The following is a 19,843-nucleotide window of genomic DNA, read 5'->3' as shown; positions in this document are numbered from 1 at the left end:
TCTCGCCGTTTCTATTTTCCGGGCGATGATTTTTCTTCGGGCCGGACTTGCCGGAAAGCTGGTCTTTTCTGATTTGAAAACGAGGGGCGTGGTGTCCCCGCAGCCACCATGCCCATCGTCTCGGCCGCCCGGCTCACGCGCCCGGCGGCTTGGCGGCAAAGCGCGAGCCGCGCAGGCACATGGCGCCCTTCGCGTCCTGCCACAGGCGTTCGGTGGCGTGGAGATGGCCGAGGGCGCGGGCGATCACGGCGAAGTTGTAGTCGCTGAACGCTTCCGCGATATCCGTGTAATAGCGCGGCGCCTCGCCGATCATCTGCGCGATCTTCTCGGCCAGCGCCGCGACATCTTCCTCGCTCGCCGGGGCGCCGGGCTGGTCGGCCTTGCCGGAGACGTAGTCGCCGATCTTCGCCGTGTCCGCATAGGCATAGGCGATGCGCTCGTAGCGCTCCTTCGGGATGCCTTCGGAAATGGTGGCATCGATGCCGACCTTGGCGGTGGTGGGCACCACGCCGGGCGGCGTCGGCGGCAGGCTCGGGTCCAGCGGCTTTCCGCGCGCGCCGGTGACGATCATGATGTCCTTGTCACCCTGCACGCGGGTGGCGATGGCCCATTCCACGTCCATGGGATTGAAGACGTCGATGTCGTCATCCACCACCACCACATGCTTCAGGTCCATCACCGAGAGGGCGGCGAGAAGAGCGTTCTTGCCCTCCCCCGGCTGCTTCTTGATGGAGATGACGGCGTGCCAGAAGGCGCAGCCGCCGAGGGTGACGTTGATGTCCTTCACCTGCACGCCGGCCGTCTTCAGCGCCTGCCGGATGAGGGCGTAGCGGGTGGGCGCGGCGAGCCAGGTGTTCTCCCACGGCATGTGGAGCGCGTAATAGACCGCATCCTTGCGCATGGAGACGGACTTGATGCGCACGATGGGGTTCCAGTGCAGCCCGCCCATGAGGCGGGTGAACTCGCCGAAGCGGCCTTCCGGATAGATCCAGCCGTGGGGCAGGATCTCCGCCTCCAGCACGATCTCGGCGTCGGCGATGTAGGGCACGTCGATGGTGCGGCACGGCGCAAGGTCCACCGGGCCGCCGCGCAGGCCGCCGGAAATGGCCATCTCGTCCACGCCGAGGGGCGCGCGGAAGCCCGAGCCCATGATCTCGTAGGGGTGGGTGCCGATGGAGATGGAGATGGGGCACGGCCGGCCCGCCTCGTAGGCCCGCTGCGCGAACAGGCGCATGTTGTTGGGCGTGACGATGTCGATGCCCGTGAGGTTCTTTTCCTTGACGATGAAGCGGTAGATGCCCGCGTTGAGCCCGAATTCCGGATCGCGCGCGATCACCACCCCGGCGGTGATCATCGGACCGCCGTCATAGATCGAGCTCATGGGGATGGGCAGCTTGTAGAGATCGACCGCATCGCCCTCCATCACCACTTCCTGCGTGGGCGACGTGTTGACGATGTTGGGGTTGACCGGCCGGTCGATGGCCGCCCTCAGCTTCATCTCGATTTCGGGATAGGCGGTGCAGCCGAGCGACATGATGGCCCGCTTCTGCGAGCGGATGATGCCGGAGACGACGGGCACGTCGTAGCCGATGACGTTATGGAAGAACAACGCCTTGTCGGACTGGTCCACGAGCGTGGCGATGTGGCGGATGTCGATCGGCTGATGCAGGTCGATCAATTCGCCCTGATCGCGAAGCCGGCCCAGAAACTCGCGAAACGTCTCGGTATCGTGCCGCATCTGTCACGCTCCACGCGCGCCACGTACCGTGGCCACGCCACTGAACAGGCACGGCATGACGCCGCGCCCTCCCGATTTGATGGACTTTTTCACGCCGCCATCGCCAACATCGGCCACACGACCGCCGGACGCCGCGACAGAAATTCCAAGCTTATTTTCAGTTGTTCAGGGCACTCGCAGCCAATTCGAGCTGCTGAACTCTAACCCCACGGCAGTTATCGCATCACTCATGATACGGAACCCCTCGGAAACGCCGCCCATGGCGAGCCGTTCACCTTCCGATGCCGAATGGGCTCAAGAGGTGCTGTGCTCTACACAATCAACACACTGTCACGTTGGTGCGGACACGCCGGAGCCCAGCGACCACGGAAGACATAATACATAGCTTGGTATGCAAGTCTACAGAATGGTCATGCGCTAATTTTAGGCAGAGCCTTAGTCGCGCTGCTGGATATCGGCCTCCAGCCGCTCCGTGAGATCGATCAGCATGTCTCGCAGAGCCTTCTGCGCCGCCGGATCGAGCCCTTCCAGCGCCACGCTGTTGACTTCGGCGGCGTTGCGGACGGCATCGCGGGCGAGCCGCACGCCCGCCTCGGTGAGATGGATGGTGGCGAGCCGGCCATCCTCGGCGCTCTGGCGGCGGGTGATGAGGCCGTCGCGCTCCATGCGCTTCAGGGTGTTGGCCATGGTGGCCTGCTCGATGCGCACCACCTCGCACAAATCGCGCTGGCTCATGCCGTCCTCGGCGAGCAGTTCCACGGCGATGGGATACTGGCCGGGGAGGATTCCATCCGGCCCGTTGCGCACCTTCAGGGACTGGGCGAGGAGCCGCGCCAGCAGGCTGATGAGATAGCCGAGCGTCATCCGATGCAGCGGGGCGACCTCGAAGCCCTCCGGCGCCGCCATCTCCTGCGCCTGATGCTTGCCCTTGGCCGCCATCACCACCCCTCCGCTCGCCTGCAAACCCGTCCGGGCGGGCGTCGAGCGCCGCGCACCTTCTTCCGCAGCCCTCCGGGCCGCGGACCCCTTTTCGGTTTTAGAGGGAGAGACGCCAGGTTTCCAAGGCCCCACGCTCACGCCCCCTCCGGAGCCAACCGCCGGGGCCGGGACTGGCCCTTTCTTGGGCAGCCCCCTGTGAGCCTCCCACCAAAACCGCCCGCTTTTGCGACAGATGCGCATTACTACATTGATTTATATTGATAAATTTTTTCATAGCGTGCTATCTATTTAGCCTTCTCCCCAGCTGGGTGGTTCTGTAGGCTTCTCACCAGTCAGCCGAGAGGTGATGAGCGTGACCGAGGAGCGCGACAGCGACCGGGGATCGGAAACGGGGCATGTCCTCGAAATTCCGAGCGCGACCCTGAAAGGCCGGCAGGCCTACGACCTGCTCCGGCGCGAGATCGTCTCCTGCCGCATCCTGCCGGGCACCCGCTTCACCGAGGCGGAACTGATGGAGCGGCTGGAAATCGGCAAGGCCAGCTGCCGCATCGCCCTCCAGCGGCTCATCCAGGATGGCTTCGTCGCCTCCATGCCGCGCCACGGCTACCGCGTCACGCCCATCACCGTGAAGGATGTGGAAGAGGTCTTCGCGCTCCGCCTCGTGCTGGAGCCGCTGGCCGCGCGCGGCGCCGCCGGGCGGGTCAACCGCGCCCATCTGGAGCGCCTGGAGCAGGCCTGCCGGGTGAAGCTGCCCACCGACGTGGGCAACCAGATCGACTTCTTTCTCGAAGCCAACCGCAGCTTCCACATGGCCATTGCCGAAGCCGCTGGAAACCAGCGCCTGTGCCGCACGCTTTCCGGTCTCCTCGACGAGATGACGCGCCTCGTGGCGCTCGGCTTCGGCGTGCAGGGCGTGCGCCCCAACATCGCCAACGATCACGTGCTGCTCATCGAATATCTGTCGGCCGGCGATGCGGCGGCCGCCGCCGAGGTGGCACGGCGGCATGTAGAGACGTTCCGCGAGATGACCATGGAGAAGGTCATCGCCTCGCTGAGCGACTCCGCCGCGGTGGTTCCGGTCTCCCCGCTCTCCAGCCTGAGCGGGAGGGAACGGTGAGCGTCGTTCAGCTGGAAAGCGTCGGCAAGAGCTTCATGCGCCGCGACGGCGAGCAGCTCGAAGTGCTGCGCAACATCGATCTCGACGTGCCGGAGCGCTCCATCGTCGCCCTCGTCGGCGCCTCGGGCTGCGGCAAGAGCACCTTGCTCAACATCGTCGCCGGTCTCATCCCGCCGGATCAGGGCACGGTCTATCTCAACGGCCAGAAATCCAGCGCCTTCAAGGATTGGCGCACCATGACCTACATGTTCCAGGAGGACCGTCTGTTCCCCTGGCGCACCACCGCCCAGAACATCGCCCTTGGCCTCGAGGCCGCCGGCATGGCCCGCGCCGAGCGGCGCAATCGCGTGATGCAGGTGCTGGAGCTGGTGGGGCTCGAAAAGTTCGCCGACTCCTTCCCCCACGAGCTGTCCGGCGGCATGCGCTCGCGCGCCGCGTTGGGCCGCAGCCTCGTCACCGAGCCGTCGATCCTGCTCATGGACGAGCCCTTCTCCAAGCTTGATCCCTCCATCCGCACGCAGATGCACGACGAGGTGCTGCGCATCGCCGCCCTCCGGCAGATGTCGGTGCTGTTCGTCACCCACGACGTGGAGGAGGCGGTGGTCCTCGCCAACAAGATCGTGGTGCTGATGCCGCGGCCCGGACGGGTGAAGGAAACCCGCGAGATCGACCTGCCCTACCCGCGCAATCCGCTCTCGCCCGAGGTCGCCGAGGAGGTGCGCCTGCTGCGCCTCAGCCTGTGAATACGTTCCCTGCCGCGTTCCGCCGCGTCCGTCCTCCTTCGCAGAAGCCGAGCCAGATGAAGCGCTCCACCCTCCAGATGACCCAGGACCGCCGGCTGCGCCTCATCGGCCTCAGGCTGCTGCTCATCATCATCGTGGTCGGCATCTGGGGGATCGGCTCTCTCGGGGCGCCGGCCTTCATCTTGCCGAGCCCGCGCCGGGTGTTCGGGGTGTGGACGCAGCTCGTGGTCACGCCCGACTTCTGGGCGGATTTCGGCATCACCTTCTACCGCATCGCCATGGGGTTCATCTTCGCCACTGTGGTGGGCGTGGTGCTGGGCCTGCTGCTCGGGGCGAGCCGCACGCTGGGCGACTTCTTCCAGCCCCTGCTGGTGGTCATCAACACGGTGTCCTCGTCCATCTGGGCGATCTTCGCGCTCATCTGGTTCGGCCTCTCCAACTGGTCGACCATCTTCGTGGTGTTCATGACCGCGATGCCGCTCATCCTCACCAATGTCTGGCAGGGCACGAGCACGGTGAACCGCGATTTCATCGAGCTGGCGCAGACGTTCCGCATGTCGCGGCTGCAGGTTCTTCTGAAGATCTACCTGCCCACCATCCTGCCCCAGTTCTTCGCCGGCGCCCGCCTCGCCTTCGGCTTCGGGGCCCGCGTCTCCATCGTGGCGGAGGCCCTCGGCGCGTCGAGCGGCATCGGCTATCGGCTGCGGCAGGCGGCAGACCTCGTGCAGACGGACCAGGTGTTCGCCTGGACCCTCACCCTCGTCATCCTGATGATCTTCATCGAGGCGGTGCTGCTGAAGCCCCTCGAAACCCATCTCTTCGCCTGGCGCAAGCCGCGCCCGGCCTGACATCCATAAAGACAAGAAACATTACAACCTTCCGTTACGGGGATTCGATATGAAGCGTCTTGCTCTACTGGCCGCGGCAGTCGCAATCGGCCTGTCATCTCTTCCCGCCGAGGCCGCGAAAGTGCGGATCGGATACTGGAGCTCCGGCGTCAGCCTCGGCTTCGGCTCCTTTCTGGAAGCCGGCAAGTTCATGGAAAAGCAGGGGCTCGAAGCCGAGTTCGTGAAGTTTCCGGATGTGAACGCGCCCACCAAGGCCATGGCGGCCAGCGCCATCGACTTCGCCATCGGTGCCAGCGCCGGCAGCGCCTTCTCGGTGGCCGCCGACGGCCTGCCCATGAGCATCGTGCTCGCCACCCAGGTGGCTGACCTCGACTTCGTGGTGATGGCGGATTCCCCCATCACCAAGATGGAGGAGCTGAAGGGCAAGAAGATCGGCATGTCGCCGTCTGGCAGCGCCACCGCGGCCATCAGCTCGGCCATCCTCATCAAGAATTACGGCATGACCGCCTCAGATTTCGAGGCCGTGCCGGGCGCCGATCCGCGCCTCGCGCAGTTCCTGGTGCAGAAGAACATCGACGCCGCCGCCTTGCGCACCGTCACCATCGCCCTCCTGCCGGACGTGAAGCTGCGCAAGCTGTCCACCTTCCGCGCCGAGTGGGCGAAGATCACCGGCAAGCCGGCCGCGCCCGTGCTCGGCGTCGGCCTCATGCGCAACGAGTGGATGAAGGCGAACCCCGAGGCCGCCGCCAAGGTCATCGCCGGCATGCGCAACGCCTTCGAGGCCGGCAAGGCGGACAAGGCCGCCGTCGCCAAGGCCCTCATGGCTGCCGGCAACATCCCCGAGGACGACGCCAAGGCCTACGCCGCCCTGTGGGACGGCATCTACACCGTCTCCATGGAGCCCGCCGACATCGCCTCGATGAAGGCCGAGTTCGAAGTCTTCAAGAGCGTCGGCGCAGTAAAGGGCGACCTGCCCGACGCGGCCCTGAATCCTTCTCCCTACGAAGCATCCAAGGCCATCAAGTAGTCGCCCTGGCGCAAAAGCCGCCACGACGTCCCCAAGAAACGTTCCAAGCAGAGAGAAAGAGAAATGACAAAAACGATGAAGGCCCTGCTGCTGAAGCAACATGGCGACGTGAGCGATCTCGTGGTCGTCAACGACTATCCCGTCCCCAGCGCGAAGCCGGGCGAGGTGGTGATCCGCGTCGGTGCGTCGTCCTTCAACTATCACGACGTGTTCACGGTGAAGGGCATGCCCGGCATCAAGGTGCCTCTGCCCGTCATCATCGGCCTCGACATGGCCGGCGAGATCGTGGAGCTGGGCGAGGGCGTCACCGGCTGGTCGGTGGGCGACCGGGTGCTGGTGAACCCGCTCAACCCCAAGGTGGGGCTGATGGGCGAGATGATGGACGGCGGCATGGCGGAATACTGCGCCGTCACCGCCGGCCAGCTCATCAAGATGCCCGACGGCGTGAGCTTCACCGACGCCGCCTCCCTGCCGGTGGCCTACGGCACGGCGCACCGCATGCTCGTCACCCACAACACGGTGAAGGCCGGCGACAAGGTGCTCATCCTCGGCGCTTCGGGCGGCGTGGGCACGGGCTGCGTGATGCTCGCCAAGCAGATGGGCTGCGAGGTGATCGCCTGCGCCGGCTCCGACGACAAGATGGCCCGCCTCAAGGAACTGGGCGCCGACCATGTCGTCAACTACCGCACCACGGACTTCTCCAAGTGGGCGGTCGAGAAGTATGGCAAACCCCAGCGCCGCACCTATGAGGGCGGCGTGGACGTGGTGGTGAACTTCACCGGCGGCGACACCTGGGTGCCCTCGCTGCGCTGCGTGAAGCGCGGCGGCACCATCCTGGTCTGCGGCGCCACCGCCGGTCACGATCCGAAGGAAGATCTTCGCTACATCTGGAGCTTCGAGCTGAAGATCATCGGCTCCAACAGCTTCTACCATGAGAACCTCTCCGCCCTCATGGACATGATCCAGAAGGGCGAGCTGAAGCCGGTGGTGGACAAGGTTCTGCCGCTCGAAGAGGCCGCCGAGGGCCTGCGCATGATCCGCGACCGTGAGGTCATGGGCAAGATCGTCGTCACCCCCTGAGAGGCCGCACCATGTCTGACGCTCCCCTGACCAAGGAACAGGTCCAGGCCCTTCTGCTGAAGGGCCCCTTCCACCAGTGGCTCGGCCTCACCGTCGAGGACGTGGGCGAGGGCACCATCCGCCTGCGCGCCAAGTGGCGCCCGGAATGGGTGGTGAACGCCGACAAGGGCTACGCCCATGGCGGCATCCTCGCCACGCTGGTGGATCTCACCGCCGACTGGGCGCTGGTGTCCAAGACCGGCCGCGGCGTGCCCACCGTGGACCTGCGGGTGGACTACCACCGCGCGGCCATGCAGCACGACCTCATCTGCGTGGGCAAGGTCATCAAGTTCGGCGGCCAGCTCTGCGTCTCCGAGGCGCAGATCCTGGACGAGGACGGCAAGCTGCTGGCCTCCGGGCGCGGGGTCTACATGATCCCGCCCAAGGCCTGAGGAGGCGCCCGTGGCCGCGCTCGACCATGTGGTGATCAACACCCTCAAGTCCATGGACGCGGCCGCGGACCTCTTTGCGGCGCTGGGCTTCACGCTCACGCCGCGGGGGACCCATTCGCTCGGGTCCATCAATCATCTCATGATGACGCCCGGCGCCTATCTGGAGCTGGTGGGGGTGCCGGACACCGGCCGCCAGCGCCAGGAGGTGCTGGACAGCCCGTTCGGCCTCAACGGCCTCGTGCTGCGGACCTTCGATGCCGACGCGACCCGCGACCGGCTCGCCGCCGCCGGCTTCGCCCCGGCGGGGCCGGTGGCCTTCTCGCGGCCGGTGGAGGTGGACGGTGCGCAGCACGATGCCCGCTTCCGCACCGTGCGCGTCCCGCCGGAGACCTTCCCGGCCGGGCGCGTCTATTTCTGCGAGCACCTGACGCCGGAGCTGGTCTGGCGGCCCGAGTGGATGACCCATCCCAACGGCTTCCTCGCCATCGACGGCTTCACCATCGCCTCGCCCGACCCGGACGCCGAGGCCCGCCGCCTCGCCAGGGCCTTCGACAGCACCGCAACGCCCCACGCCGACGGCTGGCGCGTGCCGCTGGACGATGCCGACGTGCTGGTGGTGCCGGGCGAGACAGCCGCCTTCCGCACCGCGACGCTGCGCTTCGCCAGCCTCGACGACATCGCGGCCCGCGCCGGCCAGCGCGACGATGCCGGCTGGCAGCCCCTTTCCCCCGATGCGGGCCTGCTCAGCCTGCCCGCCTTTGACCTGAACCTGACCTGCAGGAGCAGCCGATGAGCTTGCCCGCGAACCTCGGGGATTTCGTCTGCCGCACCCATGCGCCGGACCATCCCCTGTTCATCGGCCTCGATTTCGACGGCGGCACCACCGTGCTCACCCGCGCCGCCTTCGACGCCCTCGCCGACGCCGTGGCCCGCGGCCTTCTCCGCCAGGGGCTCGTGCGCGGCGACCGCATCGCCATCCTCGCGGCCAACCGCCCGGACTATGTGGCGGTGGTGATGGGGGCCATGCGCGCCGGCATCGTGCCGGTGCCGGTGAACTTCAAGTTCCCGGCCGCGACCATCGCCGACGTGATCGCCGATTGCGGCGCGCGCCTCGTCGTCCACGATGGTGAGCGCCGCGCCCTCCTACCCCCCGAACCGCCCGAAGGCGTCGCCTTCGTGGATTTCGACGGCACCGGGCCGGGCACGCTTTCCGCCCTCCTTGATCCGGGCCCGTTCGAGCCCGTGGTGCCCGCGCCCGACGAGCCGGCGCTCAGCCTCTACACCTCCGGTTCCACCGGGCGACCGAAGGGCGTGCTGCTCTCCCACGCCGCGCACCGGTGGGTGGCGGACACCCGCCGCAGCGAGACCGACCTCTCCCGCGAGCGCATGCTGATTGCCGCGCCGCTCTACCACATGAACGCGCTGGCGCTGGCCCTGCTCACCTGCGCCTCCGGCAGCACGGCGGTGCTGCTGCCCCAGTTCCGCGCGGTGCCCTATATCGAGGCCATCGCCAGCCACGGCTGCACCTTCCTCACCGCCGTGCCGCCCATGATCGCCATGATGCTGCGGGAGAAGGCAGCGCTGGCGAAGGCCGACCTCTCTGGCGTGCGCATGCTGCGCATGGGCTCGGCGCCGGTGACGGATTCGCTGGCCCAGCAGATCCGCCAGCTTCTGCCCAACGCCGCCATCATCAATGCCTACGGCACCACGGAGGGCGGCCCCATCGTGTTCTCCGGCCATCCGAACGGGCGGCCCGTGCCCATGGGCTCGGTGGGCTATCCCCACCCGCAAGTCGCCGTGCGCCTCGTGGGGCCGGAGGCGCCGGAGACCGGGGAACTGGAAATGAAGAGCCCGGCCGTGATGCTCGGCTATCACAACCGCCCCGACGTGCGCTCGCCCCTCACGGCGGATGGCTTCTACCGCACCGGCGACGTGTTCCGGCGCGATGCGGATGGCTTCTATTATTTCCTCGGCCGGACCGACGACATGTTCGTCTGCGGCGGCGAGAACATCTTCCCCGGCGAGGTGGAGGCGGTGCTCGACAAGCACCCGCAGGTGCTTCAATCCTGCGTCGTGCCGGTGCCCGACGACATCAAGGGCGAGAAGCCCGTGGCCTTCGTGGTGCGCCGCGCGGGCGCCGACATCGGCGAGGAGGCCTTGAAGCAGTTCATGCTCGCCAACGCCCCCGCCTACCAGCATCCGCGCCGGGTCTGGTTTCTCGACCAGATGCCGCTGGCAACCACCAACAAGATCGACCGCAGCGCGCTGAAGCGGCGCGCGATCGCCGATGTGAGCGCGGCCGAGATGAGCCCCGCAGGGAGCCCGGCATGAACGTCATCGCCCCGCCCCGCGCCGTCCCGGATCAGGCGTGGGTGGCCGAGGCCATCGCGCGCATCGAGGCGGACATCAACCGCTCGGCCGACACCCACCTCATCCGCATCCCGCTACCGCGCGTGCCGGGCATCACGCTCTATCTGAAGGACGAATCGAGCCACCCCACCGGCAGCCTCAAGCACCGGCTGGCGCGCTCGCTCTTCCTCTATGCCCTGTGCAACGGCTGGATCGGCCCGGACACGACCATCATCGAATCCTCCTCCGGCTCCACCGCCATTTCGGAAGCCTATTTCGCCCGGCTGCTGGGCCTGCGCTTCATCGCGGTGATGCCCCGGCGGACCTCGGCGGAAAAGGTCGAAGCCATCGCCTTCGAGGGCGGCGAGCCCCACCTCATCGACGGCTGGAACACGTCGGAAGAAGCCCGTCGCCTCGCCGAGGAGCTGGACGGCCATTACATGGACCAGTTCACTTTCGCCGAGCGCGCCACCGACTGGCGCGGCAACAACAACATCGCCGAGAGCATCTTCTCGCAGATGGCGTTCGAGCCACACCCGATTCCCGATTGGGTGGTGTGCAGCGCCGGCACCGGCGGCACGGCGGCGACCATCGGCCGCTTCATCCGCTACCGGAAATTCCCGACCCGGCTCTGCGTGGCCGACCCGGAAGCCTCCGTCTTCCACCGCCACTATGCCGACCGCTCGGTGATGCAGGTGGATGCCTGCAAGAGCGTCATCGAGGGCATCGGCCGCACGGTGGTGGAGCCCTCCTTCATCCCCTCGGTGGTGGACCGCATGGCGGTGATTTCCGACGCGGCGAGCATCGCCGCCGCCCGGCGGATCAGCGCCGTGATCGGCCGGGCCTGCGGCGGCTCCACCGGCACCAACATCTCCGCCTGCGTGGACCTCATCGAGGAGATGGCGGCGGAGGGGAAAGGCGGGTCCATCGTGACCCTCCTGTGCGATTCCGGCGCGCGCTACCGCTCCACCCTGTATGACGATGCCTGGCTCGCCGAGCATGGCATCGACCTTAAGCCCCATATCGCGCGGCTCGATGCCGTGTTCGGCCCTGAACGCTGAGCTTCTCTTCTTGCGGGACTGCACCATGACTGCGTCGTTCGATTGGTCCGCCGGCTATCCCTCGCGGCGCCTGCCCGTGTTCGGCAACAATGTGGTCTCCACCTCCCATCCGCGCGCGGCGCAGGCGGGACTGTCCATGATTGCGCGGGGCGGCAATGCGGTGGACGCCGCCATCGCCGCCGCCGCCGTCATGGCCATCGTCGAGCCGTGCAGCAACGGCCTCGGCTCGGACGCCTTCTGCATCCTGTGGGACGGCAAGGGCCTGCACGGCCTCAACGCCTCGGGCTTCTCGCCCGCCGCATGGACGCCCGACTACTTCCGCGCCAAGTACGGCGCCGACGCCAAGACCCTGCCCCAGCGCGGCTGGGACGCGGTGACCGTGCCCGGCGCCGTGGCGAGCTGGGTGGCGCTCTCGGAGCGCTTCGGCAAGCTGCCGTTCGCGGACCTCATGGAACCGGCCATCGCCATCGCCGAGCGCGGCTTCCTCGTCTCCACCAACGTGCAGCACAAATGGGCCGCCGCCGCGACCCTGCCCCAGCTCACCTCTCAGCCCGGCTTCAAGGACGTGTTTCTGCCCAAGGGCCGCGCCCCCTTCGTGGGCGAGCACGTGACCATGCCCGGCGCCGCCCGCGCGCTGCGGCTGATCGGCGAGACCAAGGGCGAGGCCTTCTATCGCGGCGAGATCGCCGATGCGCTGGAGGCGAATGCCAAGGCCAATGGCGGCGCCCTCACCGCCGCCGACATGGCCGCCTATGCCCCGGAATGGGTGACGCCCGTCGCGCAGGATTATCGTGGCTACACGGTGCACGAGATCCCGCCCAACGGACAGGGCATCACCGCGCTGATGGCGCTGGGCATCCTCTCCCATTTCGATCTTTCGGGCCTGTCGGCGGACAGCGTGGAGGCGCAGCATCTCCAGATCGAGGCCATCAAGCTCGCCTTCGCCGACGTGTATCGCTACGTGGCCGACCCCAGGGCCATGGAGATCAGCCCGGCGGACATGCTGGACAAGGATTATATCGCCGGCCGCGCCCGCCTCATCGACCCGCGCCGGGCGCAGCCCTTCGCGCCGGGCAATCCGGTGCGCGGCGGCACCATCTACCTCACGGCGGCGGACGCCTCGGGCATGATGGTGAGCTTCATCCAGAGCAATTATCAGGGCTTCGGCTCCGGCGTGGTGCTGCCGGACTGGGGCGTGTCGCTGCAGAACCGTGGCTTCGGCTTCGGCCTGAACCCGGAGCGCGCCAACGTGGTGGCGCCGCGCAAGCGGCCCTTCCACACCATCATTCCCGGCTTCCTCACCAAGGACGGCCAGCCGGTGATGAGCTTCGGCGTCATGGGCGGCAACATGCAGCCGCAGGGCCATGTGCAGACGCTGGTGCGCATGCTCGATTTCGCCCAGAACCCGCAGGCCGCCTGCGACGCCCCGCGCTGGCGCTTCGACGAGGGCCTGTCCATCAACCTGGAGCCGGGCAACACGCCGGAGCTGCTGGACGGCCTCGCGGCGCTGGGCCACGAGGTGGCCGTGCTCAACGACACCTATCAGGATTTCGGTGCCGGCCAGTTCATCTGGCGCATGGGCGATCCGGCGGTGGAAGGCTATGCGGCCGCGAGCGACCCGCGCCGGGATGGACAGGCGGCGGTGAGCTGAGGGGGGCGTTCGGCGCCCTCACCCCGCCCGCGACAGCTCGCGCCCGGAGAGCCCCGCCGCCTTGGCCTTGCCCAGCAGCCCCTCCACCTTCGCAACGATGGCGTTGGCGTCGAGGCCGGCTTCCGCGATCTGGCGGGCCTGCGTGTCGTGGTCGATATAGATGTCGGGCAGCACCATGGAGCGCACCTTGACGGTGCCGCGGTCCAGGACGCCCTCGTCGGTGAGGAATTGCAGCACCTGGCTGCCGAACCCGCCGATGGAGCCCTCTTCCACCGTCACCAGCGCGGAATGGCCGGACGCCAGCTTCAGCGCGAGATCGCGGTCGATGGGCTTGGCAAAGCGGGCGTCGGCCACCGTCACGGCAAAGCCCGCCGCCTCCAGCCGCTCGGCAGCCTCCAGCGCGGCGGCAAGGCGGGTGCCCAGCGAGAGGATGGCCACATCGCCCTCGCCGGTGCCGCGCACCATGCGGCCCTTGCCGATGGGCAGCGCCTCGGCCCGGTCGGGCCGCTCCACGCCCACGCCCTCGCCGCGCGGGAAGCGCACGGCGGAGGGGCCGTCGTCATAGGCCACGGCGGTGGCGATCATGTGCATCAGCTCCGCCTCGTCGGCGGGCGACATCAGCACCATGCCGGGCAGGCAGCCGAGATAGGCAAGGTCATAGGCCCCCGCATGGGTCGCCCCATCCGCGCCCACGAGGCCGGCGCGATCCACAATGAAGCGCACGGGAAGGCCCTGCAGGGCCACGTCGTGGATCACCTGGTCATAGGCCCGCTGGAGGAAGGTGGAATAGAGCGCGCAGAACGGCTTGAAGCCTTCCGCCGCGAGGCCGCCCGCGAACGTCACCGCATGCTGCTCGGCGATACCCACGTCGAAGGTGCGGTCGGGATAGGCCTGCCCGAACAGGTCGATGCCGGTGCCCGAGGGCATGGCGGCGGTGATGGCGACGATCTTGGGATCGCGCCGCGCCTCGGAGATCAGGCTCTCGGCGAACACGCGGGTGTAGGACGGGGCGTTGGACTTGGCCTTCACCTGCGCGCCCGTCACCACGTCGAACTTCACGACGCCGTGGTACTTGTCCGCGCTCTGCTCGGCCGGGCCGTAGCCCTTGCCCTTCTGGGTGACCACATGGACGAGGATCGGCCCCGTCTTGGCGTCCCGCACGTTCTTCAGAACGGGGAGCAGGTGGTCGAGATTGTGCCCGTCGATGGGGCCGACATAATAGAAGCCCAGCTCCTCGAACAGGGTGCCGCCGGTCCAGAAGCCGCGCGCGAACTCCTCGGCCCGCTGGGCGCCGCGCTCCACGAACTTGGGCAGGTGCCCGGCGATCTGCTTGCCGATCTCGCGCAGCGAGCGATAGGTCTGGCCGGAGATGAGCCGCGCCAGATAGGCCGACATGGCGCCCGTGGGCGGGGCGATGGACATGTCGTTGTCGTTGAGGATGACGATGAGGCGCGAATCCATGGCGCCGGCATTGTTCATGGCCTCATAGGCCATGCCCGCAGACATGGCGCCGTCGCCGATCACCGCCACCACATTCCGCTCGCCGCCGCCGAGGTCGCGCGCCACCGCCATGCCGAGGCCGGCCGAGATGGAGGTGGAGGAATGGCCGGCGCCGAAGGGGTCGTATTCGCTCTCGGCCCGGTTGGTGAAGCCGGAGAGGCCGCCGCCGGTGCGCAGCGTGCGGATGCGCTCGCGACGCCCGGTGAGAATCTTGTGGGGATAGCACTGGTGGCCCACGTCCCAGATCAGCCGGTCGTGGGGGGTGTTGAACACGTGGTGCAATGCCACCGTCAACTCGACCACGCCGAGGCCCGCGCCCAGATGCCCGCCGGTGACGGAAACCGCATCGATGGTCTCGGCGCGCAGCTCGGCCGCAAGCTGGGCCAGCTTCTCTTGGGGCAGCCGCCGCACATCTGCGGGTTCGCGGATGGTATCGAGCAACGGGGTCTTCAGCAAAGTCACGGACCACTCCGACCGGAACGAACCGGGAAACCGAGCCTTACACAGGGGCTCGCTGGTATGCAACGTACAAAGGAAGGCGCTACGGCGGCTTTCCGGTGACCTTCGTCTAGGTCGGAAATCTATACGTGCGGCGGGGCATTCCGGCGCACTCCATCGAGGCAGCCGGCGAATTTTCCGGCCCGGATGGCGACACGGTGGAGGTCGAACAGCGCCAGCGCCAGCGCGCAGCCGGCCCCGAGCCAGAGGAGCCGCGAGGCCCGCCCGCCGGCGGCGCCGTATTTCTCCCGCACATAGAGTTCCGAGTGCATCTTGGCGCGGTTGATGCGGAAGGTCTGGCCGAAGGAGGGCGTGCTGGAGCGCCCGCCCGCATGGGTCACCCGCGCCTCCGTCACCACCACGATGGGGATGCGGCGGGCCAGCGCGCGGAGCGAGAGGTCGTCATCCTCATGGTAGAGGAAGATGGCCTCGTCGAAGCCGCCAAGCTCAAGGAAGGCGGCACGGGACACCATGAAGGCGGCGCCATGGACGAAGCGGGTGCAATAATCCCCCGCAATCTCCTCCGGCGCGAGGCGCGCGCTGCGCGGCACCTTCTCCAGGATGGAGCCTTCCTTGCGCATGAGCCGGCCGTTCTCGCCCACGATGGCAGGCATGAGAATGGACGGCTCGCCATAGAGCCGAGCCGCCGCCAGCAGACGGGGGATGGTATCCGGCCCCAGCACCGCATCGGGATTGAGGAACAGCACATAGGGCGTCGCCGCCCGCCGGGCGCCAGCATTGCAGGCCGTGCCGAAGCCGGCATTCGCGGGCATGGCGACAATGTCGGCGGGGCGGGCGAGCGTCGCGGTCCAGGCGGTCCCCTCGGGGCTCGCATTGTCCACCACCACCACCGGGCATTCGGCCGGAACGCTCGCCACCGCCCGGCCGATGACGGCCGAGCTGTTGTAGGTGACGAACACGACCGTCACGTCGGCGGGACCGGGCCTTGGGCCGTCCTCATCGGGCGGGCCTTCCGCCACGGTCGGAAAGGGGCGCATCATGGGCGCTCTAGTGCAGCGGAACGCCGGCAAACTCAAGGCCGAGGGCGGCGAGCCCCGCCAGCGCGTGGTCCGGCGTGAGGCTCATCATGCAGCCGTGGCCGTGGGTGCAGTCGGCCACATCGTTCAGGAAGCACGGCGCGCAGCTGGCATGGGCGCTCAGCACCGCCACGCGCGGGCCGGCAGGCGCCCAGCTCTGGATATCCGCAAGGCCGGAGAAGAGGCAGAGCGTCGGCCGGCCGAGCGCCGCCGCCATATGGGCCGGCGCGGAATCCAGCGCCACCACGGCCCGGGCCCCGTGGATGACAGCGGCGAGCCCGGCCAGATCCTGCCGGCCGGCCAGGTTGACCACGCGGCCCGCCGGCAGTCCGGCAGCGATGGCGGCGCACAGCGGCTCCTCTTCCGCCGTGCCGGTGAGCACGAGGCCGAGGGCGCCAGCGCCCAGCAGCCGCTCCGCCAGCGCCCGCCAGTGTTCCATGGGCCAGAGCTTGATGGCGAGGCGGGCACCGGGGGCGAGCACCACATAGCCATCGGGAAAATCCGGCAGAGCCGGCGGGGCACCGAGGGGGATGGGCTCCGCAGGACCGGCGTGCACAGCCCGAAAGGCGCTGGCCAGCACCTCGGCGAGGGCGGAGAGGCGCACCCCCGCCGGCAGCGGCGCCAGCAGGCCGCTTGCGCGGGCCGAGGCCTCCATCTCCGGCAAGGCCAGGTCGAGCGCGTGACGGGTGCCGAGCCCGGCGAAGCCGACGCGAAACCGCACAGGCAGCGCGGCGAGCAGCGCGCGGGAATCGTCCGCGTGGCGCAGGTCGATGGCAATGTCGGCGGGTGGCAGATCAAGCGCCGCAACCGCCGCCAGCGCCTCGTCCGGCACGGAAGCGGGCGGATGGCCCCGCGCCGGGTAATAATCGAAGCCGTGCACCGCATCGAAGAGGCCGGTCGTGGCAGCGAAATCGCACATGAAGGGCGCGCACAGCAGCGTCAGGCGCGAGGCGGGAAAGGCCTCCCGGAGCCGCCGGATCGCCGGCAGCGCGGTGACGAAATCCCCCGCATGATCAAGCTTCACCACCAGCAGCGACGGCGCCGGACCAAGCGCGGCGAGGCGAGACAGGGGGCTGTCCCAAAGACCGGGCGCGAAGCTGGGGGGAAGTTGCGGGACGGGCTGCACCGGCTCCGCCTCGGCCCGGGGCAGCGCCGGAGGCTCGGGCATCGAGGGGGCGCCTGCGTCGCCGCCCGTCGGCGCCGATGGCTTCCACATGGCGGTCAGCAGATCCCGCAGCCTCGCCATGCCCTCTCCATGCCCGCCGCGCTGAGGGGCCTGCCCGCCACCCCTGCCCTGCCGAGGTGGGACGGCTCCAATATCCCGGCGCCTGCCGTTGCCGCAACTAGCCACGCCCGGCCATCTTCGCTAGAAGGCGCCCCATGCACGACGCCGAGGGAACGCTCGCAGGCCCCACCGCCGGGACCGACGCCGAAGCGCGCGGTATCCCGCCCCAGGACGCGGACGCGCGCGCCCGGGTCCGCCGCCGCCACGTCTTCTTCATCGCCGGCTTCGACCCCATGGCGGTGGAGGGACACCACCGCATCTTCGTGCGCGAGCTAAAACGCTTCGGCGACGTGTGGAATGTGCGGACCCACTGCCGCGACTCGGCACCCGTGCCGACCGCCACGGGCGGATTCTGGCGAACCGAAGCTGACGGCCCCAACTGGCATACCGAAACCGCGTTCGAAAACCTGGGGTGGCATGACCTGACTCGGGCTGACATGGGCCGTTCCGTCTGGAGCCACATGAGGGGCTCGGTGCGGGCCATGGCAGACATGGTGTCGAGCGGCACCATCGCCAACTACTTCCGCTCCAGCCGGCGCTACGGCCTGTTCTTCCTCTTCACCTACATGCTGCTCGCCCTGTTCTGGGGGCTGGCAGCGGCGGCGGGCTTCATTGTTCATCAATGGCTTGTGGCGTTCGACCTTGTGCTGGCGACGGTCGCCGGACTTGCCGCGACCCTCGCCGGCGGGCTCCTCCTGATGCGCTGGCCGGGGCGCCGTTTCCGGCTGAAGCAGTCGCTGGATCTCGCTGAATTCTCAGTGGATTTCGTCCGCGGCCGGCACCCCGAGGTGGAAACCCGCATCTGCGCCTTCGCCGATCGTCTGCGGGCGGTGGAAGCGGAGGCGGCGGCGCAGGGCGTCGACGAGATTATCGTTGCAGGCCATAGCCTTGGTGCCATGCTCGCGGTCAGCGCGGTGGCCGCGGCGCTGGCCGCCGATCCTGCCTTCGGCACCCGCGCCCGCGTGCGCATCCTCACCCTCGGCTCGACCACCGCCAAGTTCGCCCTGCACCCCGCCGGCGGACGTTTTCGCGAGGCGGCAGAACGGGTTGCGGCTGCGGAGCAGATCGGCTGGGTGGAGGTGCAGTCGCGCGACGACATTGTCTCCTTCTACAAGGTGAACCCGGTCACCCTCGGCCCCGTCAGCTTCGCCCCGGTGCTGCTGCCGCCGGGGGACTATTCCCTCAAGCCATTGATCCGGCATGTGGAAATCCGGCAGATGATCTCGCCGGCCATCTACCGCCGCCACTGGTTCGACGTGATGCGCCTGCACTGCCAGTGCTTCCTCGCCGGCGACATCCGCTCCACCCACGATTTCTACGCCTATGTGTGCGGGCCCCTCTCATTCGACGTTTTGGCCTCGCATACCAACAGCTTACGGGCCTATCTCCTGCCCGACGGAACCCTGCGCCCGCTCGTCTATGACGACGCCGGCTGCATCCTCCCCCTCCCGGAACCCGAGACCGCCGCATGAGCCTCCTGACCTTCGCCAAGATCGCCTGGGCCGTGGGCGTTTTATCCTGGTACGTCCTGCGTATCCCCTTCGAGCGAAAGGCAAAACGCCAGCGCGTGGCGGATGCGCGGCACCGCAATCTGCGGGAGATGATCCTTCTGTCCATCTCCACGCTGGGGCTGGGCATCATCCCCGCGATCTATGCGGCGACAGGCTTCCCCAGGTTCGCCTCCTACCCGCCGACCGCGCTGCAGGTGGTGGCGGGCGTTGTGGTATTCGCCGGCTCACTTCTGCTGTTCTGGCGCACCCATCGGCAGCTTGGAAAGTATTGGTCGGTGACGCTGGAGATCAAGGACAAGCACGAGCTCATCACCTCGGGGGTGTATCAGAAGGTGCGCCACCCCATGTATTCGGCCTTCTTCCTGTGGGCTCTGGCGCAGGTGCTGCTTCTGCCGAATTTCATCGCCGGACCGGCCGGCCTGATCGGCTTCGGCATCCTCTTCTTCTTCCGCGTCGGGCGCGAGGAGCAGATGATGCGGGAAGCCTTCGGCGCCGAGTATGACGCCTATGCCCGGCGCACCAGGCGCGTCATTCCGGGCATCTACTGAACAGACCGGGAAAACGGGCGCGGCAGCGATTCGGTCCCGCTGCGTTCCCCCACTGTCCCCGACAAATCCTGCATCCGTCCCGTTTCGGGACGCTTGTCAGGCGTCCGGATCAAGCGGCTGGGTGCCCGCCGGGCGGCCGGCGGCATCCCGGGTGATAGTGTCGACCCGCGCCTCGGCGGCCTTCAGCAAGGCCTCGCACCTCTGCTTCAAGGCTTCCCCGCGCTCGTAGATGGCGATGGATTCCTCCAGCGGCACGTTGCCCCGTTCGAGATTGGCGACGATGGCTTCCAGCTCGGCAAGCGCCTGCTCGAACGAGAGATTTTCGACGCCGGCCACCGCCGTGCCGCCCTTTGCTCCGCTCGCGCCTGCCATGGCCGCCTCCTGATTCGACAGGCGCTCACCATAGACGACACCCGCCGCCACCCGAAGCGCGGCGCTTCAGTCCCCGGGAGGCGGGCCAAGTCGGCGCCGGGGTGGCCG

Annotated in this window: 18 protein-coding genes; 12 read left to right on the top strand and 6 right to left on the bottom strand. The window is 68.1% G+C overall.

The annotated features are described in order from the left end of the window. Nucleotides 1-133 precede the first annotated feature (133 nt). Nucleotides 134-1,738 carry a UbiD family decarboxylase gene (locus tag XAN126_RS0109755; protein WP_024278407.1) on the bottom strand — a complete coding sequence of 535 codons (1,605 nt, stop codon included), beginning with the start codon at nucleotides 1,736-1,738 and terminating at the stop codon, nucleotides 134-136. 435 nt (nucleotides 1,739-2,173) lie between these two features. Next, nucleotides 2,174-2,677, bottom strand: coding sequence for a MarR family winged helix-turn-helix transcriptional regulator (locus XAN126_RS28685; protein ID WP_245272237.1), 504 nt, complete (start codon nucleotides 2,675-2,677; stop codon nucleotides 2,174-2,176). A gap of 346 nt (nucleotides 2,678-3,023) precedes the next feature. Between XAN126_RS28685 and XAN126_RS0109745 the strand changes: the two genes are divergently transcribed. The 10 genes from XAN126_RS0109745 to XAN126_RS0109700 all read left to right on the top strand — a co-directional run bounded on the left by XAN126_RS0109745 (nucleotide 3,024) and on the right by XAN126_RS0109700 (nucleotide 12,984). Continuing rightward, entirely contained in the window at nucleotides 3,024-3,794 is a 771-nt protein-coding gene (locus XAN126_RS0109745; protein WP_024278405.1) for a GntR family transcriptional regulator, read from the top strand. Continuing rightward, entirely contained in the window at nucleotides 3,791-4,537 is a 747-nt protein-coding gene (locus tag XAN126_RS0109740; RefSeq protein WP_024278404.1) for an ABC transporter ATP-binding protein, read from the top strand. The genes XAN126_RS0109745 and XAN126_RS0109740 overlap by 4 nt, the downstream gene beginning before the upstream one ends. A 56-nt stretch (nucleotides 4,538-4,593) precedes the next feature. Beyond that, a complete protein-coding gene (locus tag XAN126_RS0109735; protein ID WP_197024021.1) occupies nucleotides 4,594-5,385 on the top strand; it encodes an ABC transporter permease in 792 nt (263 codons plus the stop codon). A gap of 49 nt (nucleotides 5,386-5,434) precedes the next feature. After that, the gene (locus tag XAN126_RS0109730; protein ID WP_024278402.1) at nucleotides 5,435-6,412 is read left to right on the top strand and encodes an ABC transporter substrate-binding protein; all 978 of its coding nucleotides are present in this window, start codon (nucleotides 5,435-5,437) and stop codon (nucleotides 6,410-6,412) included. A gap of 63 nt (nucleotides 6,413-6,475) precedes the next feature. Then, nucleotides 6,476-7,492, top strand: coding sequence for a zinc-binding dehydrogenase (locus tag XAN126_RS0109725; RefSeq protein ID WP_024278401.1), 1,017 nt, complete (start codon nucleotides 6,476-6,478; stop codon nucleotides 7,490-7,492). A gap of 11 nt (nucleotides 7,493-7,503) precedes the next feature. After that, on the top strand, nucleotides 7,504-7,923 hold the full coding sequence (locus XAN126_RS0109720; protein WP_024278400.1) for a PaaI family thioesterase: 420 nt from the start codon (nucleotides 7,504-7,506) through the stop codon (nucleotides 7,921-7,923). A 10-nt stretch (nucleotides 7,924-7,933) separates the two neighbouring features. Then, nucleotides 7,934-8,716: a VOC family protein gene (locus XAN126_RS0109715; RefSeq protein WP_024278399.1), complete on the top strand. Its 783-nt coding sequence runs from the start codon at nucleotides 7,934-7,936 to the stop codon at nucleotides 8,714-8,716. Continuing rightward, nucleotides 8,713-10,254 (top strand): class I adenylate-forming enzyme family protein, encoded by a 1,542-nt coding sequence (locus XAN126_RS0109710; RefSeq protein ID WP_024278398.1) that lies wholly within the window; start codon nucleotides 8,713-8,715, stop codon nucleotides 10,252-10,254. The genes XAN126_RS0109715 and XAN126_RS0109710 overlap by 4 nt, the downstream gene beginning before the upstream one ends. Continuing rightward, a complete protein-coding gene (locus tag XAN126_RS0109705; protein ID WP_029876984.1) occupies nucleotides 10,251-11,333 on the top strand; it encodes a PLP-dependent cysteine synthase family protein in 1,083 nt (360 codons plus the stop codon). The genes XAN126_RS0109710 and XAN126_RS0109705 overlap by 4 nt, the downstream gene beginning before the upstream one ends. 25 nt (nucleotides 11,334-11,358) lie before the next feature. Then, nucleotides 11,359-12,984, top strand: a complete 1,626-nt coding sequence (locus XAN126_RS0109700; RefSeq protein WP_024278396.1) for a gamma-glutamyltransferase family protein — start codon at nucleotides 11,359-11,361, stop codon at nucleotides 12,982-12,984. An 18-nt stretch (nucleotides 12,985-13,002) separates the two neighbouring features. On the opposite strand, the gene dxs is transcribed toward XAN126_RS0109700, so the two are convergent. The 3 genes from dxs to XAN126_RS0109685 form a co-directional block, all read right to left on the bottom strand. Further along, the gene (gene dxs, locus XAN126_RS0109695; RefSeq protein ID WP_024278395.1) at nucleotides 13,003-14,946 is read right to left on the bottom strand and encodes a 1-deoxy-D-xylulose-5-phosphate synthase; all 1,944 of its coding nucleotides are present in this window, start codon (nucleotides 14,944-14,946) and stop codon (nucleotides 13,003-13,005) included. Between the two features lie 119 nt (nucleotides 14,947-15,065). Beyond that, nucleotides 15,066-15,983, bottom strand: a complete 918-nt coding sequence (locus XAN126_RS26175; RefSeq protein ID WP_024278394.1) for a glycosyltransferase family 2 protein — start codon at nucleotides 15,981-15,983, stop codon at nucleotides 15,066-15,068. Between the two features lie 7 nt (nucleotides 15,984-15,990). After that, nucleotides 15,991-17,265 (bottom strand): glycosyltransferase family 9 protein, encoded by a 1,275-nt coding sequence (locus XAN126_RS0109685; protein ID WP_024278393.1) that lies wholly within the window; start codon nucleotides 17,263-17,265, stop codon nucleotides 15,991-15,993. Nucleotides 17,266-17,399: 134 nt separating this feature from the next. On the opposite strand from XAN126_RS0109685, the gene XAN126_RS0109680 reads away from it, so the two are divergent. Beyond that, entirely contained in the window at nucleotides 17,400-18,776 is a 1,377-nt protein-coding gene (locus XAN126_RS0109680) for a hypothetical protein (RefSeq protein ID WP_024278392.1), read from the top strand. Beyond that, nucleotides 18,773-19,363, top strand: a complete 591-nt coding sequence (locus XAN126_RS0109675; protein ID WP_024278391.1) for a protein-S-isoprenylcysteine O-methyltransferase — start codon at nucleotides 18,773-18,775, stop codon at nucleotides 19,361-19,363. The genes XAN126_RS0109680 and XAN126_RS0109675 overlap by 4 nt, the downstream gene beginning before the upstream one ends. Before the next feature lie 96 nt (nucleotides 19,364-19,459). Here the strand turns inward: XAN126_RS0109675 and XAN126_RS0109670 are convergent, their stop codons facing one another. Continuing rightward, nucleotides 19,460-19,735, bottom strand: coding sequence for an exodeoxyribonuclease VII small subunit (locus XAN126_RS0109670; RefSeq protein ID WP_024278390.1), 276 nt, complete (start codon nucleotides 19,733-19,735; stop codon nucleotides 19,460-19,462). Between the last annotated feature and the right edge of the window lie 108 nt (nucleotides 19,736-19,843).

This window comes from Xanthobacter sp. 126 (genome assembly GCF_000526175.1).
GTDB classification, from domain to species: Bacteria; Pseudomonadota; Alphaproteobacteria; order Rhizobiales; family Xanthobacteraceae; genus Xanthobacter; species Xanthobacter aminoxidans.
This window is presented reverse-complemented; position numbering and strand designations above follow the sequence as displayed.

Excerpts from the sequence above, each read along its gene's own strand:
- XAN126_RS0109755 (WP_024278407.1), bottom strand. The coding sequence starts at position 1,738 with ATGCGGCACGATACCGAGACGTTTCGCGAGTTTCTGGGCCGGCTTCGC.
- XAN126_RS28685 (WP_245272237.1), bottom strand. The coding sequence starts at position 2,677 with ATGGCGGCCAAGGGCAAGCATCAGGCGCAGGAGATGGCGGCGCCGGAG.
- XAN126_RS0109745 (WP_024278405.1), top strand. The coding sequence starts at position 3,024 with ATGAGCGTGACCGAGGAGCGCGACAGCGACCGGGGATCGGAAACGGGG.
- XAN126_RS0109735 (WP_197024021.1), top strand. The coding sequence starts at position 4,594 with ATGAAGCGCTCCACCCTCCAGATGACCCAGGACCGCCGGCTGCGCCTC.
- XAN126_RS0109730 (WP_024278402.1), top strand. The coding sequence starts at position 5,435 with ATGAAGCGTCTTGCTCTACTGGCCGCGGCAGTCGCAATCGGCCTGTCA.
- XAN126_RS0109725 (WP_024278401.1), top strand. The coding sequence starts at position 6,476 with ATGACAAAAACGATGAAGGCCCTGCTGCTGAAGCAACATGGCGACGTG.
- XAN126_RS0109720 (WP_024278400.1), top strand. The coding sequence starts at position 7,504 with ATGTCTGACGCTCCCCTGACCAAGGAACAGGTCCAGGCCCTTCTGCTG.
- XAN126_RS0109710 (WP_024278398.1), top strand. The coding sequence starts at position 8,713 with ATGAGCTTGCCCGCGAACCTCGGGGATTTCGTCTGCCGCACCCATGCG.
- XAN126_RS0109705 (WP_029876984.1), top strand. The coding sequence starts at position 10,251 with ATGAACGTCATCGCCCCGCCCCGCGCCGTCCCGGATCAGGCGTGGGTG.
- XAN126_RS0109700 (WP_024278396.1), top strand. The coding sequence starts at position 11,359 with ATGACTGCGTCGTTCGATTGGTCCGCCGGCTATCCCTCGCGGCGCCTG.
- XAN126_RS26175 (WP_024278394.1), bottom strand. The coding sequence starts at position 15,983 with ATGATGCGCCCCTTTCCGACCGTGGCGGAAGGCCCGCCCGATGAGGAC.
- XAN126_RS0109685 (WP_024278393.1), bottom strand. The coding sequence starts at position 17,265 with ATGGCGAGGCTGCGGGATCTGCTGACCGCCATGTGGAAGCCATCGGCG.
- XAN126_RS0109680 (WP_024278392.1), top strand. The coding sequence starts at position 17,400 with ATGCACGACGCCGAGGGAACGCTCGCAGGCCCCACCGCCGGGACCGAC.
- XAN126_RS0109675 (WP_024278391.1), top strand. The coding sequence starts at position 18,773 with ATGAGCCTCCTGACCTTCGCCAAGATCGCCTGGGCCGTGGGCGTTTTA.
- XAN126_RS0109670 (WP_024278390.1), bottom strand. The coding sequence starts at position 19,735 with ATGGCAGGCGCGAGCGGAGCAAAGGGCGGCACGGCGGTGGCCGGCGTC.